We start from the raw sequence: 14,545 nt of genomic DNA, 5'->3' as shown, positions 1-14,545 counted from the left end.
GAACCCACCTCAGCCAAACAGGCTTTTAATATCGACATCCTTGGTTTCATTGCTTTTGAAATTGAGCAACTTGAAGGCACGGAAACCGAACAGTTGCGCAATCAGCACATCAGGAAACTGCTCGATCCGCACGTTATTGAGATTGACCGCCGCATTGTAGAACTCGCGCCGATCCGCAATCATGTTCTCCAAACCGGAAATCCGTTGCTGGAGGTGCTGGAAGTTTTGGTTGGCCATCAAGTCCGGATACGCCTCCGCCACGGCATAGAACCCGCCCAGCCCACGCTGCAGCAGGTTCTCGGCAGCGCCCAGCGCATCCAGGTCTCCGCGATCCTGCGCATCGCGTACGGCCGAACGCGCCGCCATCACTTTCTGGAGCGTTTCCTGCTCATACTGCATGTATTGCTTGGCCGTTTCGACGAGCTTCGGCAACTCGTCATGGCGCTGCTTGAGCAGGACATCGATGTTCGACCACGCCTGGGACACATTGTGCTTGAGCACGACCAATCCGTTGTACATGATGATCGCCCAAACGATCAGCAGCGCGAAGATAAAGATCATGATGGAAAGTGTGACGCCCATGAGTTGGCTCTCCCTGTTTGCTCGTCTGTGGTGTCTCGTTTCTTGTCGTTAGATGTCGATGTTCGCCGCGGACAAGGCGAATTTTTCGATAAAGTCTCGCCGCGGCTCGACGAGGTCTCCCATGAGAATCGTGAACAACTCGTCGGACGCAATGGCGTCTTCGATCCGCACCTGAAGCAATCGACGGGTGTCCGGGTTCATCGTGGTTTCCCACAACTGATCCGGGTTCATTTCACCCAGACCCTTGTAACGCTGGATACCCAAGCCACGTCGGCCTTCCTGCATCAACCACTCGATGGCCTGCTCGAAATGCGTGATCGGCGCCGATTTTTCACCGCGAATCACGCGCGCGTCCGTACCGATCAACCCTTCCAGCTGAACGGCCAGATCGCCCAGCACCTTGTAATCTGCCGTTGCAAAGAAACTGCTCGGCATCGATGTTTCATGTGAAACACCATGCTGGGTTCGTGTGAAACGGAACGAAGCCGAAGTCTCTTCGTCGCCCGGCTGCCAACTCAAGGCGTAGGCGATCCCCGGGTCGGCAAACTCATTGACCAGGCTCGAGAATCGAGCGACCCAGCTTGAAAACGCCTCGGAGCCGTTCATGTCGTCCATGGCAATCTTGGGCAAATGCAAAATCGCCTTGAGAACGGCCGGATCGTAACGGTGCGCCAGACGGTCGATCACGGCCTGGGCAACCAGATAGGACCGCGAGAGGGTTTCAAGGGCCGCACCGGAAATCAGCGGCGTATCCGCACTGGCCTGAAGCGCCGCATTGTCCAGCGCCAGCTGTAGCAGATACTGGTTCAGGGCCAGGTCATCCTTCAGATACTGCTCCTGCTTGCCTTTCTTCACCTTGTACAACGGCGGCTGAGCGATATAGATATGCCCGCGCTCAACCAGTTCGCGCATTTGACGGTAGAAAAACGTGAGCAGGAGCGTACGGATGTGACTTCCATCCACGTCGGCGTCGGTCATGATGATGATGCGGTGATAGCGCAGCTTGTCCGGGTTGAAATCTTCCCGACCAATGCCGCAGCCCAATGCCGTAATCAGGGTGCCGACTTCCGCGGAGGACAGCATCTTGTCGAAACGGGCCTTCTCGACGTTCAGGATCTTACCTTTCAGCGGCAGAATCGCCTGGGTACGGCGATCACGGCCCTGCTTGGCAGAACCGCCCGCGGAATCACCCTCCACGAGGTAGATTTCGGAGAGCGCCGGGTCCTTCTCCTGGCAGTCGGCCAGCTTGCCGGGCAGGCCGGCGATGTCCAAGGCGCCTTTGCGCCGGGTCATTTCCCGGGCCCGTCGGGCCGCTTCACGCGCACGGGCCGCTTCAATGATCTTGCTGGTGATCAGCCCGGCCTCTGCTGGGTTTTCTTCCAGGAACTCGGCAAGACGCTCGGCGGTCAGGGACTCGACGGCAGACTTCACCTCGGAGGAAACCAGTTTTTCCTTGGTCTGCGAGGAAAACTTAGGATCGGGCACCTTGACCGAGATGACGGCGACCAGGCCTTCACGCCAATCCTCGCCCGAAGTGGCGACCTTGGCCTTCTTCAGAATGCCGGCACGATCCATATAGTCGTTGAGCGTGCGCGTCAGGGCGGCACGGAACCCCGTCAAGTGGGTCCCGCCGTCCTTCTGCGGAATGTTGTTCGTGTAGCAGAAGATGTTTTCCTGATAGCTGTCATTCCATTGCAGCGCCAGTTCCACCTGAACCACGTCGCGCTGGCCGGTGAAGCTCAGTACCTGCTTGTGAATGGCCGTCTTGCCCTTGTTCAGGTGCTCGACGAACGCCTTGATGCCGCCCTCGTAGAAGAAGACATCGGATCGATCGGAAATCTCGTCATGCAGATTGACGCGAATCCCCGAGTTCAGGAACGACAGTTCCCGGAGACGCTTGGCCAGGATGTCGTAATGGAACACCACATCCGAGAAGATGCTCGGGCTGGGACGGAACCGGATGTAGGTACCGGTTTTCTGGGCGGGCGCAACGTCCGTCAACGGCGTCTGCGGCACCCCGAGATGGTAGACCTGACGGTATTCGCGACCGCCACGATAGATCTTGAGCTCAAGCTCGTCGGAAAGGGCGTTGACCACCGACACCCCGACGCCGTGCAAACCGCCGGAGACCTTGTAGCTGTTCTGGTCGAACTTGCCGCCGGCATGCAGCACGGTCATGATGACCTCGGCGGCCGATACGCCTTCCTCGGCATGAATATCGACCGGAATGCCCCGACCATCGTCGAGGACGGAGACGGCACCGTCTGCGTGCATCGTGACCGTAATGGTCGAACAATGTCCGGCCAACGCCTCGTCCACGGCATTGTCGACAACCTCGAAAACCATGTGATGCAGACCGCTGCCGTCATCCGTGTCACCGATATACATGCCGGGCCGCTTGCGAACGGCATCAAGCCCCTTGAGAACCTTGATACTGCTCGAGTCGTAATTCGAATTGTCGCTCATAATCGTTCTATTTCCAGAAGTCGGTTTTCGTCAGCACTAAGGCTCGGAATTATACCACGGAAGCCATTTGACCGCCCTGAACGGTGAATCGCGCATCGAAGTCGAAATCCAAGCGATTCAGCGGGGTAGCCGAGAACAGGCACTGCTGATCGAGGGTGGCGAGGTAGGCGAGCAGGGTGTCGACATGACGCCGATCAAATTCGGAGAACAGATCGTCAAAGACCATCACCGCCGTCTTGCCGCGAAGCTCCTGCCAGAGGCGGGAAACAGCGAGACTCATCAGGGTGGCCATCAACTTCACCTGCCCCCGGGAGGCGGTGCTCTTCGCCGACTGATCGGCCAGCGTAAAGACGAGGTCCGCGCGATGCGGACCGCTCAGGGTCGCACCCAGTTCGTACTCGCGCTGACGTTGCCGAACAAGCGCAGCCTGAAGCTCCTCGCCCACCCTGACCCCCGGGGCATAATGAAAATCGACCATCAGTCGATCGTTGAGCTGAGCGAGGATCCCGGGGACAACACGACGCAAGTGGGCCACCGTTTCCTCGCGCTTTTCGGTCATCAAAGCACTGTACTGCACGAACAGGGCATCCCAGGGCTCAGTGGACTCCCGACGACGCAGGGCGGCATTCCGCTGTTTCAGAACACGAGCGAACTGACCGTATAGGCTGAAAAAATCCGGGTAGAGATAAAACGCGGCGCGATCGAGAAATTTCCGTCGAATATCCGGCGCCCCGACAATCAATTCGTCGGAATGGGGATGCAATGCCAATACGGGCACATGCTCGACAAATGCACTGACGCGCGCGACATCCGTCTGGTCCCGGCGCATACGCACATGGCTCTTGCAACGTTCGATACCCAGGGAATGGCTGATCGACTCGTCGGATACGCTGGCCCGAACCGTGGCACAGGATGCCCCGTGCGCAATGAGATCTGCGGCATTCGGGGTCCGGAAGGAGCGCGCACTTCCCAAAAAATAGATGGCCTCGAGAATACTGGTTTTACCGGCGCCGTTATCGCCGGTCAGCAGATTGAACCGGGGCGAGAGTGCACAATCGGTCACATCCAGATTTCTGAAGTCCCGAATGGAGATCGAAGTCAGACAGGCCAACAGCGATCACAGCTTCATCGGCATCAGCACGTAACGAGTCACGACCGGGCCGTCGACCGTGGGGCAGATCAAGACGCTGGCATCCGGCGATTCCAGATAGATGGCAATATCCGCGGAATCGATCACGGCGATGATATTCAGCATGTAGCTGATATTGAAGGATATCTTCAGGTCATCCGCGGTATATTGAACGGCCATGGCCTCACGGGATGACTCGTGCTCGGCATTGTTGGACTCAATGACCAGTTCATTCTGCGACAGATGGAAATACGCCCCGGCAAAGCGCTCGTTGGACAGGATGGAAGCGCGGAGCAACACCTGACGGAGATCCGCCTTGGCCGCGATGAGGGTCTTGCTGTTGTTCTTGGGAATGACGCGATTGTAGTCCGGGTACTTGCCATCGATCAGCTTGCTGATCAGACGGTTCTGGCCAATGGTCAGGGAAATCTGACTGTCGCCGAGGGCCAGTTCGATGGGTGCGTTTCGCGCCGGGTCCAGTGACTTCAACAACTCCAGAATCATCTTGCGCGGAATGATCGCCTGACGGTCCTGATCGACCGGGTTTTCCTGGCGAATCTGCGCGTAGGCCAATCGATGGCCATCCGTGGCCACGGCCACGATTTCGTCGGAACGAACTTCCAGCAGGAGTCCATTCAGAAAATAGCGAACATCCTGTTGGGCCATCGAAAACTGGGTCTTGTCGATCAGGTCATGCAGTTCCTTCTCGCCCAAGGTCAGGGTGTTGCGGTACGCGGCCTCCTCGGTCATCAGCGGGAAATCCTGGGCGTCGATGGTCGCCAGACGGAATTTGCCGGTCCCGATATCGATGACGAACCACTGGTCTTCGATCGAGAAGGAAATTTCGGCATCAGCCGCAGCAGACTTGATGATGTCCGCCAGTTTCCGGGCATTGACCGTGACCTTGCCTTCCTCCTGTATCTGCACGTCGATCCGTGTAGAAAGCTGGATTTCCAGATCGGTAGTGACCAGCATCAATTGGCCTGCCCGCGCATCGAGCAACACATTGCTCAACACCTGCATGGTCTGGCGCTTCTCGACACCACCCAATACCTGACTGATTGCTGCATGAATGCTTTCACGACCCGCTATTAAGCGCATTATTCTTCCCTCGATGTCCCGCCGCAGATGGCGATATGCAGTTTATACGTTCAACGTGTGTCTCAGTAAGTTGTAGTCGTCGTTCAACTTGGTCTCGGTTTCGCGCAACTCTTCGATTTTCTTGCAGGCGTGGATAACCGTAGTGTGATCCCGCCCACCGAAGGCCTCGCCGATCTCAGGCAGACTGTGGTTGGTCAGTTCCTTGGCGAGACTCATGGCAATCTGACGGGGACGGGCGATGGACCGCGAACGACGGATACCAGTCAGGTCGGAAACCTTCAGGTTGTAATACTTCGCTACCGTACGCTGGATATTTTCCAGCGTGATCAGCTTCGCCTGGGCGGCAATCAGATCCTTCAGCGCTTCCTTGGTGGACTCCACCGTAATCGGGCGCCCCGTGAATTGGGCCGTGGCGATGACCCGCCGGAGCGCGCCTTCCAGCTCTCGAATGTTCGCGCGGATCCGCTTGGCAATGAAGAAGGCGACATCCGTCGACAGCTGAATCTGGGACTGTTCCGCCTTGCTTTGCAGGATGGCCACCCGTGTTTCCAGATCGGGGGGTTCGACCGCCACCGTGAGCCCCCAGCCGAAACGGGATTTCAAACGCTCCTCCAACCCCTCGATCTCCTTGGGATAGCGATCGCAGGTCATGATGATCTGCTGCCCCTGCTCGATCAGGGCATTGAAGGTATGAAAGAACTCCTCCTGACTGCGATTCTTTCCGGCGAAAAACTGGATGTCGTCAATCAGCAGCGCGTTGACCGACCGATAGAAATTCTTGAACTCCTCGATCGTGTTGTTCTTGATGGAACTGACCATCTGCTGCACATATCGCTCACTGTGCAGATAGACGACACGGGCATTGGGCGAACGTTCGAGGATCGCATTGCCGACCGCCTGCATCAGGTGCGTCTTGCCGAGACCGACCCCGCCATAAATGAAGAGCGGGTTGTAGCCGACGCCGGGGTTCTGAGCGACCTGCTGGGATGCCGCCCGCGCCAACTGGTTGGACTTGCCCTCAACGAAATTGTCGAAATTGAACTTGCTGTTGATGTGGCTGGAAAAGGTCTTGTTGTCCGGAAGCGAGGCTTCGGCACCGCCCGCTTCGTCCGCACCGCCGGAATCGTCGACGCTCGGTTCGATGGAGGACACGCGCGGGGACGGCTGAGCCACCGCCTTCGCTTGTGCACTTCCGACCTGAAGACTGATGACCAGTTCGGGATTCGCGTCGAGCTCACGCGCATAACCGAGAATCTGGCCCTGCAACTTCTGGGCGACCCAATCCAGTACGAAACGATTTGGCGCCCAGAGAATCAGATGATTCGCATCGGCGGATTCCGGCTGAAGCGGCCGGATCCAGGTATTGATCTGCTGCGCCGTCAGGTCCGCAGACAGGCGCTCAACACATCGCTGCCAAAGTTCTAGAGTGTTCGTTGACATAAGACTGAATCAAGCACCTTCCAAAACGAACAGTGTATCATCGAGGCCCCTGTTTCGTGTGACGCAAGCCAGCCCAACGCCCGCCGAATCCCGCTAGAGTCCTTGACAGTCCTTTGTTTTTGCAGTGTAATATTTGGCCTTTTGGTTTGCGGTCCGAAGCTTGTGGCACGGACGCGGACAGGTAACCCGATGAGCATTCGTGCAAGTAACCGACTGATTTTACGGACGACTTGCACGAACCCTGCGGGTAACCGCGCGATGGTTGCATCGCGCCTGACAAACCGTAAAACACTGTCTGCCTAGGATTAAGTCATGAAAAGAACGTTTCAGCCCAGCATCATTCACCGTCAACGCACCCACGGTTTCCGTGCGCGCATGAAAACCCGCGGTGGTCGTGCCGTAATCAACGCACGTCGCGCCAAGGGCCGCAAGCGCCTCGCCGTCTAACGGCTGCAACCATGAACCAAACCGTATTGGCCTCGCCAGCAGGGTTTGGTTTTCCGGTCGAGTCAAGACTGACCCGGCCCGGCGATTTTACGCGCGTCTTTCAATCCGGCAAACGCATCCATTGCGGCTTGTTGATGGCCGTCGCGCATCTCGGCGAAACCCCACGTCCCCGGCTTGGTCTGGCCATCGCAAAACGCCAGATCCACAGAGCGCATGAGCGCAATCGGATCAAGCGCCATGCCCGTGAGCTGTTCCGGGAGAACCAGGGTCGTCTCCCCGGAATCGACATGGTCATCCTTGCGAAGGCCGGCGCAGATCGGCTATCGGCTGCTGAGCTGCGCAGCATGATGATCCTTCTGTTCGACAAGGTGATCACCCGATGCGCTGGCTCCTGATTAAATTCATCCGCGGCTACCAGCTGCTGATCAGCCCCTTTCTGGCCCCCAGCTGCCGGTTCGAACCCACCTGTTCCCACTATGCCCTCGAGGCACTGCGCAAGCACGGCAGCTTGCGGGGCAGTTGGCTGGCCCTGAAACGGATCGGTCGCTGTCATCCTTTCTGCGAAGGGGGTTATGATCCGGTTCCCGAACCGGCATGCTCCTGTCATAAAATGGCGGCAGACTTGTCGGTTCGCAAAAGCGAAACCGGGCACGACACGTCAAACCCACGCGAAAATCGTCCCAACGAGGAACCCGTCTCCCCGTCGTCGGTCGATTATGCAGTGACCCAACCGGCGACTTCCGAACATCGGGACAAACTGGCCAACAAAACACCTTAAATCACTTGAGTCTCTAAGATGGATAATCGTCGACTGATCCTGGTAATTTCCCTCGGCTTCGTACTTCTCCTGCTCTGGCAAGCCTGGACCAAGGATCAAACTGCGCAGCATGCACCAACGGGCACCGCTGCGCCCCAAACCGCCGTACCGGGTATCCCCGATCAGTCGACCGCGAAAGATCTGCCTCAGGCCACCGCTCCGGGCACGCCCGCTGCGAGCAATCCGGCCGCAGAAACCAAAACGGCGGCAACGCAGACCATCACGGTAAAAACCGATGTGCTTGACCTGCACATCAGTACGGTCGGCGGCGTGATCGATCAGGCCGATCTGCTCAAGTACCCCGAGGAACAGGACAAGGCCAAACCCGTCCAGCTGCTGACGGACAGTCAGGGCTTCGTGTATGTCGCCCAGTCCGGCCTGATCGGCGCCAAGGGCGATGTGGCACCGGACCACTACGCGACATTCCAGTCGGCCCGCGATCATTACGAACTGCAACCCGGCCAGAACGAACTCAAGATCCCGCTGACCTGGGAACAGGACGGCATCAAGATCACCAAGACCTATATTCTCAAACGTGGAACCTACGCCATCGGCGTCGAATACAACATCGACAACACCACCGCGAAACCCTGGTCCGCGAGCCAGTATCGTCAGCTCACCCGTCTGGGCGTGACGCCGGGAACCCAACTGGTACATACCTATACGGGCGGGGTTTATGCCGGCGACGTTCCGGGCAGCAAGGATCGACTCGCCTACGAGAAGGTATCCTTCGAGGACATGGCCAAGAACAACCTGTCCAAGGATCTCACGAACGGTTGGGTCGCCATCATCCAGCACTATTTCATGAGCGCCTGGATCCCGGCCAAACCGGATCAGGTCAATCATTTCTATACGCTGAAATCGTCCAAGAACAATCAGGAACTGTATTCGATCGGCATGTCCTCGCCGGTCACCACCGTGGCCGCAGGCAGCACGGCCAAGCTGGATTCCACCCTGTACGTGGGCCCGAAGATCCAGGCCAACCTGGCACCGCTGGCGCAGGGCCTGAACCTCACCATCGACTACGGCATTTTCACGGTCATCGCCGACCCGATCTTCTGGTTGCTGAAGCATTTCCACGAATGGATCGGCAACTGGGGCTGGTCAATCGTACTCGTCACTCTGGTCATCAAGCTCTTCTTCCTGTGGCCGTCCGCGATCAGCTACCGCTCCATGGCGAAGATGCGTGCCGTCACGCCGAAGATGCAGCAGTTGAAGGAACGATTCGGCGACGATCGCCAAAAACTCTCCCAGGAGATGATGAAGCTCTACCAGAAGGAGAAGATCAATCCGCTGGGCGGCTGTCTGCCGATCGTGATCCAGATTCCCGTGTTCATTTCGCTGTACTGGGTACTGGCCGAATCCGTGGAGTTGCGTCAGGCACCGTGGATCCTGTGGATCCACGATCTCTCGCAGAAGGATCCGTACTTCGTGCTGCCGTTGCTCATGGGTATTTCCATGTTCGTGCAGCAGAAACTGAACCCGGCGCCGATGGATCCGATGCAGAAGAAGATCTTCGCCTGGCTGCCCGTCATCTTCACGGTGTTCTTCTCCTTCTTCCCGGCCGGTCTCGTGCTGTACTGGTTCGTGAACAACCTGTTGTCGATCGCCCAGCAGTACATGATCACGCGCCAGATCGAAAAGCAGATGGCGACCGCCGCCGCCAAAGCAGACTGACCCGCTTTGCCTTCTGGGTAGGTCTGGGGAAAAAGACCCCATGCTGAAAAGCCCCGCCGATACCATCGTCGCCATTGCCACCGCGCCCGGAAAGGGCGGGGTCGGCATCATTCGGATATCCGGTCCCGAGGCACATGCCCTGGCCACGCGCATTGTCGGCGAGCTGCCGCCGATCCGCTATGCACGGCATCTGTCGTTCCGGCATCCGGACAGCGGAGAGACCCTCGACGACGGACTCTGTCTTGCCTTCGCCGCGCCGCACTCCTATACGGGCGAAGATATCGTCGAACTTCAGGGACACGGCGGACCTGTCGTCCTCGATACCCTGCTGCAGATCGTGGTGGCGCTTGGGGCACGTCTGGCCCGACCCGGCGAATTCACGGAACGCGCCTTCCTCAACGGTCGTATCGACCTCGCGCAGGCAGAGGCCGTGGCCGATCTCATCGACGCCGGTAGCCAGGCCGCGGCACAGGCGGCTTCACGCGCACTGCAGGGGGCGTTCTCCCAGCGGGTCGACGAAATCACCCGGGCATTGATCGAACTCCGGATGCATATTGAATCCGCCCTGGATTTCCCGGAGGAGGAAATCGATTTTCTGGCGGATACCCGCATCATCGAGAAGAACCGCCGCCTGCGGGAACAGCTCGATACCCTCATGGCTGAAACCAGTCAGGGGGTGTTGCTTCGGGAAGGCATGCGCGTGGCCATCGTCGGTCAGCCGAATGCCGGCAAATCCAGTCTGCTGAATCAGTTGTCCGGCGACGAGCGCGCCATCGTCACCGACATCCCGGGTACCACACGGGATGTCCTGCGTGCCGAGATCCAGATCGACGGCATGCCCGTTCATATCATCGATACGGCCGGACTCCGCCAGAGCGACGATCCGATCGAACAGGAAGGCATTCGCCGCGCCTGGCTGGAAATCCGCGCAGCTGACGCCATCATGCTCATGATCGATGACCGTTACGGCATCACCGAGGCGGATGAACAAACGCTCGCACAACTGCCCACCAAACCGCTGATCCGGATTCGCAACAAGATCGATCTCACCGGACGTTCCGCCGGGCTGGATCCCGAAGATCAGGAAACGATCGGCATCAGTGCAAAAACCGGTGCCGGCATCAGGGAACTGCGTGCCATGTTGCAGCGGATCATGGGCTATCAGGTAAGCGAAGGCGGACAATTCATCGCCCGACGACGACATCTGGATGCCCTTCGTCAGGCACAACAGGAAGTGACCGCCGCCCTACAGGCCCTCGACAAATGGCAGGCAGGAGAACTCGCAGCCGAATCCTTGCGACGGGCACAATTGGCCCTCGACGAAATTACCGGGAAATTCACCGCAGACGACTTGTTGGGCACCATCTTCAGCAGCTTCTGTATCGGCAAATAACCGGCCGCCGTAAACACTGTGGACAATCCTTGAGAAAACTGGGCAGCATTCGGAAACCCGAACTTATCCACACATCGCTCAAAACAATCCACAGCCGAAAAGGGAAATTACCCACCGTCTCGAAAATCGCTAAGCTGAGAGAATATGGAAGGAATTCCGAGTTGCCGATCCAATCGGCTACGCTAATCAACATCACATTAACCAGAAATAAAAACATATCTCTATAGCCACGGCCCGAAAGCGAACAGCCAAAACCCGCGGCACAGGACACGCGCATGAACAACGATACGATTCGATTGACCCAATACAGTCATGGTGCCGGTTGCGGATGCAAGATATCCCCGGCCCTGCTGGATCAGATCCTGGTCAGTGCCTTGACACCGATCACCACAGATCCCCATCTCATCGTCGGCAACGATTCGCGTGACGATGCCGCCGTCTACGATCTGGGCGACGGCAGCGGAATCATCAGCACGACGGACTTTTTCATGCCCATCGTGGATGATCCCTTCACCTTTGGACAGATCGCGGCCACCAACGCGATCAGTGACATTTACGCCATGGGAGGCACGCCGTTGATGGCCATTGCCATCCTCGGATGGCCCATCGACAAACTGGATGCAGCCACCGCGGCACAGGTCGTCGACGGCGGACGTGCTGCCTGTCGGGAAGCAGGAATTCCTCTGGCTGGGGGGCATTCCATCGATGCGCCGGAACCCATCTTCGGTCTGGCCGTGACGGGACGCGTTGCCTTGGATCAACTGAAACGCAATGACACGGCACAAACCGGTGACATCCTGTTTCTTACGAAACCCCTGGGCGTCGGCATCCTCACAACCGCCCAAAAATCCGGCATCCTCGCAACGGAAGATCAGCATCGCGCACCGGAACAGATGTGTCGCATGAATCGCGTCGGTGCCGTCCTGGCACAACAGGACGGCGTCACCGCCATGACGGACGTAACCGGGTTCGGACTGGGTGGCCACCTGCTCGAACTCTGTCGCGGCAGCCAACTGTCCGCGGAAATCGACTTTGACCGGCTACCGGTCATCGAATCCGTACCGAAATACTTGGCACAAAGCCAGATCCCGGGGGGGACGAACCGGAATTTCGCCAGCTATGGCCAGTACATGACGACCATGACCGAACAACAACGTGCCTTGATCTGTGATCCGCAGACTTCGGGCGGCCTGCTGATCGCCGTTCGTCCGGAATCGGCGGAATCGGTCCGACGCTTGCTGATCGAGCACGAGTGTCACGCTGACCCCATCGGCACACTCACAACGCACGAAGCCCAGACGCCCTGGATCCGATTGAAAACAGATGCATCGGATCCTTCATGAACAGCAAACTGCCCACGGAGTCGGATTACGCCCGACTATTCCTGGATCAGCGTCCCCTGCTTGATGTCCGCGCACCCGTCGAGTTTTCCGAAGGGGCATTCCCCTACGCCACCAACATTCCGTTGCTATCCGACGAGGAACGACGCCTCGTGGGCATCGCCTACAAGCAACAAGGTCAGGAAGCCGCCATCGCACGGGGTTATCAGCTCGTGGATGAACCGGAAAAGCAGCGACGTATCGAACAGTGGACCGCATACATCGCAGCCCATCCCGATGCCTTGCTGTACTGTTTTCGCGGTGGGCTTCGTTCTCGACTGACGCAACGCATGCTGGCAGAGGAAGCGGGAATCGAAATCCCCAGGATCGTCGGTGGCTACAAGCGACTGCGTCGTTTTCTCATCGATCAGATGAATCAGAATGCCCCCCAGGCGGTATTGATTCGGCTCGGTGGAAGAACCGGTGTCGGCAAGACGGAATTCCTGCACACGATTTCCCGATCCATCGATCTGGAGGGTCTGGCCAAGCACAAGGGATCGGCATTCGGCCGCGAAGTGGAGCCGCAACCGCCACAGATCAGTATCGATAACGAACTGTCGATCGCCTTGATGCGTTTCATGGTGGAAGACGCAACCGCGCCCGTCCTGATCGAGGATGAAAGTGCCAAGATTGGGGGTCGTCGAATCGTCGAACCGCTCTGGCATGCCATGGTCAAGGCACCGCTGATCGTGCTGGAGTCCACGTTGGACGAACGGATCGAACAGGCACTCAACGACTATGTATTGCGCATGCTGAGCGATTATCGTCGGGTCATGCCCGATGAGGCATCTGCACAACATGCGCTGCGGGAACACATCGTGGATGCCCTGAATCGCGTGCAGAAACGGTTGGGTGGCGTGCGGCATCAGGCCTTTCTGGGGCTTGCCAACGAAGCGCTCACCGAATTTTACGAGCAGCGGGCACTTGGCGGTCTCAGACAACTCATCAGCAAGTTGCTGCAGGAATATTACGATCCGATGTACGACTATCAATTAAGCAAGAAGCAGGGACATGTCCTGTTTTCAGGCGATCGGACGGAAGTAACGAACTGGTTGATGGAACGCGGATTTTCGAGCACGTCGACCGATCGATCCATCTGATGACTTCATTTCTGGTGGTACTCGAGCATCTTATTCGGCAAATGACGGGATAACGCGTCCTGAAACTGTGGATAAAAGAAAAAGGCCATGTTATCCACAATACACACAATATTATCCACAACCCTGAATGGGAATCGCAAACAAGGATGTATTTGGACAATCATTTCATCTGTAAGGAAAAATCCGGGTTTTCATCCAAAATGCCCACGCTAACTATCAACACGATCAACTGAATAAAACATCTTTCTATGAATCACGATTCAAAACCCGGTACGCAAAAGGACACCTTGTTCGAGCAGATTCGCGAACCCGGCAGTTTCAGTTTCAACGAGGAAGTCGCTGCCGTCTTTCCCGACATGATCGAACGATCGGTACCCGGTTATGATTTTTGCCTGAAGACGATTACCGCAACGGCCAAAAATCGGGTTCGACCGAATAGCCAGGTCTATGACCTGGGATGTTCACTCGGGTCAATTACCATGGCCATTCGTGCCGGTGTGGTTGCTGCAGGACTCGTCGACCGGAATGTCGTGATCCATGCCGTGGATTCATCGGATGCAATGATTCATCGGGCTAGAACTCATATTTCGGCATTCCGCCCGCTGGTGGACATTCAGCTCCATTGCCAGGACATGACCCAGACCCCCATCGAGAACGCCTCTCTGGTAGTGCTCGCCTATACCCTGCAGTTCCTCCGACCGGAACAACGCTCGGAGCTGATCCGAAAAATCCACGACGGTCTCAATCCTGGTGGCGCCTTGCTTCTGATCGAAAAGACTCATGAAACGGATTCGCCTATGCAGGAATTTCAGACCGAACTGCACCACGAATTCAAACGCATCAACGGTTATTCCGAACTGGAGATCGCGCAGAAACGACAGGCGCTGGAAAACGTGCTCATCACCGAAACCGAAGACGAACACGCGCAACGTCTGGTCGATGCCGGTTTCAGGCACATCGGCCTGATCGCCAAGCACTACAACTTCTCAACCTGGGTGGCGATACGGGACTGAT

The 14,545-nt window shown here is 57.4% G+C and carries 12 protein-coding genes and 1 pseudogene; 8 read left to right on the top strand and 5 right to left on the bottom strand.

Annotation, left to right across the window (positions count from 1 at the left end):
- Positions 1–9: 9 nt before the first annotated feature.
- Genes A9404_RS09060 through dnaA form a run of 5 tightly spaced genes read right to left on the bottom strand, consistent with a single transcriptional unit; the run spans position 10 to position 6,718 of the window.
- Positions 10–582 carry a LemA family protein gene (locus A9404_RS09060; RefSeq protein WP_066100537.1) on the bottom strand — a complete coding sequence of 191 codons (573 nt, stop codon included), beginning with the start codon at positions 580–582 and terminating at the stop codon, positions 10–12.
- Positions 583–630: 48 nt separating this feature from the next.
- Complete coding sequence (gene gyrB / locus A9404_RS09055) at positions 631–3,048, bottom strand: DNA topoisomerase (ATP-hydrolyzing) subunit B (protein WP_066100534.1); 2,418 nt, start codon at positions 3,046–3,048, stop codon at positions 631–633.
- Positions 3,049–3,097: 49 nt separating this feature from the next.
- On the bottom strand, positions 3,098–4,159 hold the full coding sequence (recF, locus tag A9404_RS09050; protein ID WP_066100532.1) for a DNA replication/repair protein RecF: 1,062 nt from the start codon (positions 4,157–4,159) through the stop codon (positions 3,098–3,100).
- A gap of 6 nt (positions 4,160–4,165) precedes the next feature.
- Positions 4,166–5,278 (bottom strand): DNA polymerase III subunit beta, encoded by a 1,113-nt coding sequence (dnaN, locus tag A9404_RS09045; RefSeq protein WP_066100530.1) that lies wholly within the window; start codon positions 5,276–5,278, stop codon positions 4,166–4,168.
- Between the two features lie 42 nt (positions 5,279–5,320).
- The gene (gene dnaA, locus A9404_RS09040) at positions 5,321–6,718 is read right to left on the bottom strand and encodes a chromosomal replication initiator protein DnaA (protein WP_066100526.1); all 1,398 of its coding nucleotides are present in this window, start codon (positions 6,716–6,718) and stop codon (positions 5,321–5,323) included.
- Positions 6,719–7,030: 312 nt separating this feature from the next.
- On the opposite strand from dnaA, the gene rpmH reads away from it, so the two are divergent.
- The 8 genes and pseudogenes from rpmH to cmoA all read left to right on the top strand — a co-directional run bounded on the left by rpmH (position 7,031) and on the right by cmoA (position 14,544).
- Positions 7,031–7,165, top strand: a complete 135-nt coding sequence (gene rpmH / locus A9404_RS09035; RefSeq protein WP_066100524.1) for a 50S ribosomal protein L34 — start codon at positions 7,031–7,033, stop codon at positions 7,163–7,165.
- Positions 7,166–7,176: 11 nt separating this feature from the next.
- On the top strand, positions 7,177–7,560 hold the full coding sequence (gene rnpA / locus A9404_RS09030) for a ribonuclease P protein component (RefSeq protein WP_066100521.1): 384 nt from the start codon (positions 7,177–7,179) through the stop codon (positions 7,558–7,560).
- Positions 7,545–7,772: pseudogene (gene yidD, locus A9404_RS13630) on the top strand (membrane protein insertion efficiency factor YidD); the annotation flags it as partial. The gene rnpA and the pseudogene yidD, both read left to right, overlap by 16 nt.
- Positions 7,773–7,961: 189 nt before the next feature.
- Positions 7,962–9,659: a membrane protein insertase YidC gene (gene yidC, locus A9404_RS09020; protein ID WP_066100514.1), complete on the top strand. Its 1,698-nt coding sequence runs from the start codon at positions 7,962–7,964 to the stop codon at positions 9,657–9,659.
- A 40-nt stretch (positions 9,660–9,699) separates the two neighbouring features.
- Positions 9,700–11,052, top strand: coding sequence for a tRNA uridine-5-carboxymethylaminomethyl(34) synthesis GTPase MnmE (gene mnmE, locus A9404_RS09015; RefSeq protein ID WP_066100511.1), 1,353 nt, complete (start codon positions 9,700–9,702; stop codon positions 11,050–11,052).
- A gap of 275 nt (positions 11,053–11,327) precedes the next feature.
- Positions 11,328–12,395 carry a selenide, water dikinase SelD gene (gene selD / locus A9404_RS09010; protein ID WP_066100508.1) on the top strand — a complete coding sequence of 356 codons (1,068 nt, stop codon included), beginning with the start codon at positions 11,328–11,330 and terminating at the stop codon, positions 12,393–12,395.
- The gene (mnmH, locus tag A9404_RS09005) at positions 12,392–13,531 is read left to right on the top strand and encodes a tRNA 2-selenouridine(34) synthase MnmH (RefSeq protein ID WP_066100507.1); all 1,140 of its coding nucleotides are present in this window, start codon (positions 12,392–12,394) and stop codon (positions 13,529–13,531) included. Before selD ends, mnmH begins: the two co-directional genes overlap by 4 nt.
- A gap of 248 nt (positions 13,532–13,779) precedes the next feature.
- Complete coding sequence (gene cmoA / locus A9404_RS09000; protein ID WP_066100504.1) at positions 13,780–14,544, top strand: carboxy-S-adenosyl-L-methionine synthase CmoA; 765 nt, start codon at positions 13,780–13,782, stop codon at positions 14,542–14,544.
- Position 14,545 lies beyond the last annotated feature (1 nt).

Origin of the sequence: Halothiobacillus diazotrophicus (genome assembly GCF_001663815.1) — a bacterium.
GTDB lineage: Bacteria > Pseudomonadota > Gammaproteobacteria > Halothiobacillales > Halothiobacillaceae > Halothiobacillus > Halothiobacillus diazotrophicus.
This window is presented reverse-complemented; position numbering and strand designations above follow the sequence as displayed.

What these genes read in the sequence shown, in the direction of transcription:
- A9404_RS09060 (WP_066100537.1), bottom strand. Translation starts at nt 582, where the DNA reads ATGGGCGTCACACTTTCCATCATGATCTTTATCTTCGCGCTGCTGATC.
- gyrB (WP_066100534.1), bottom strand. Translation starts at nt 3,048, where the DNA reads ATGAGCGACAATTCGAATTACGACTCGAGCAGTATCAAGGTTCTCAAG.
- dnaN (WP_066100530.1), bottom strand. Translation starts at nt 5,278, where the DNA reads ATGCGCTTAATAGCGGGTCGTGAAAGCATTCATGCAGCAATCAGTCAG.
- dnaA (WP_066100526.1), bottom strand. Translation starts at nt 6,718, where the DNA reads ATGTCAACGAACACTCTAGAACTTTGGCAGCGATGTGTTGAGCGCCTG.
- rpmH (WP_066100524.1), top strand. Translation starts at nt 7,031, where the DNA reads ATGAAAAGAACGTTTCAGCCCAGCATCATTCACCGTCAACGCACCCAC.
- rnpA (WP_066100521.1), top strand. Translation starts at nt 7,177, where the DNA reads ATGAACCAAACCGTATTGGCCTCGCCAGCAGGGTTTGGTTTTCCGGTC.
- yidC (WP_066100514.1), top strand. Translation starts at nt 7,962, where the DNA reads ATGGATAATCGTCGACTGATCCTGGTAATTTCCCTCGGCTTCGTACTT.
- mnmE (WP_066100511.1), top strand. Translation starts at nt 9,700, where the DNA reads ATGCTGAAAAGCCCCGCCGATACCATCGTCGCCATTGCCACCGCGCCC.
- selD (WP_066100508.1), top strand. Translation starts at nt 11,328, where the DNA reads ATGAACAACGATACGATTCGATTGACCCAATACAGTCATGGTGCCGGT.
- mnmH (WP_066100507.1), top strand. Translation starts at nt 12,392, where the DNA reads ATGAACAGCAAACTGCCCACGGAGTCGGATTACGCCCGACTATTCCTG.
- cmoA (WP_066100504.1), top strand. Translation starts at nt 13,780, where the DNA reads ATGAATCACGATTCAAAACCCGGTACGCAAAAGGACACCTTGTTCGAG.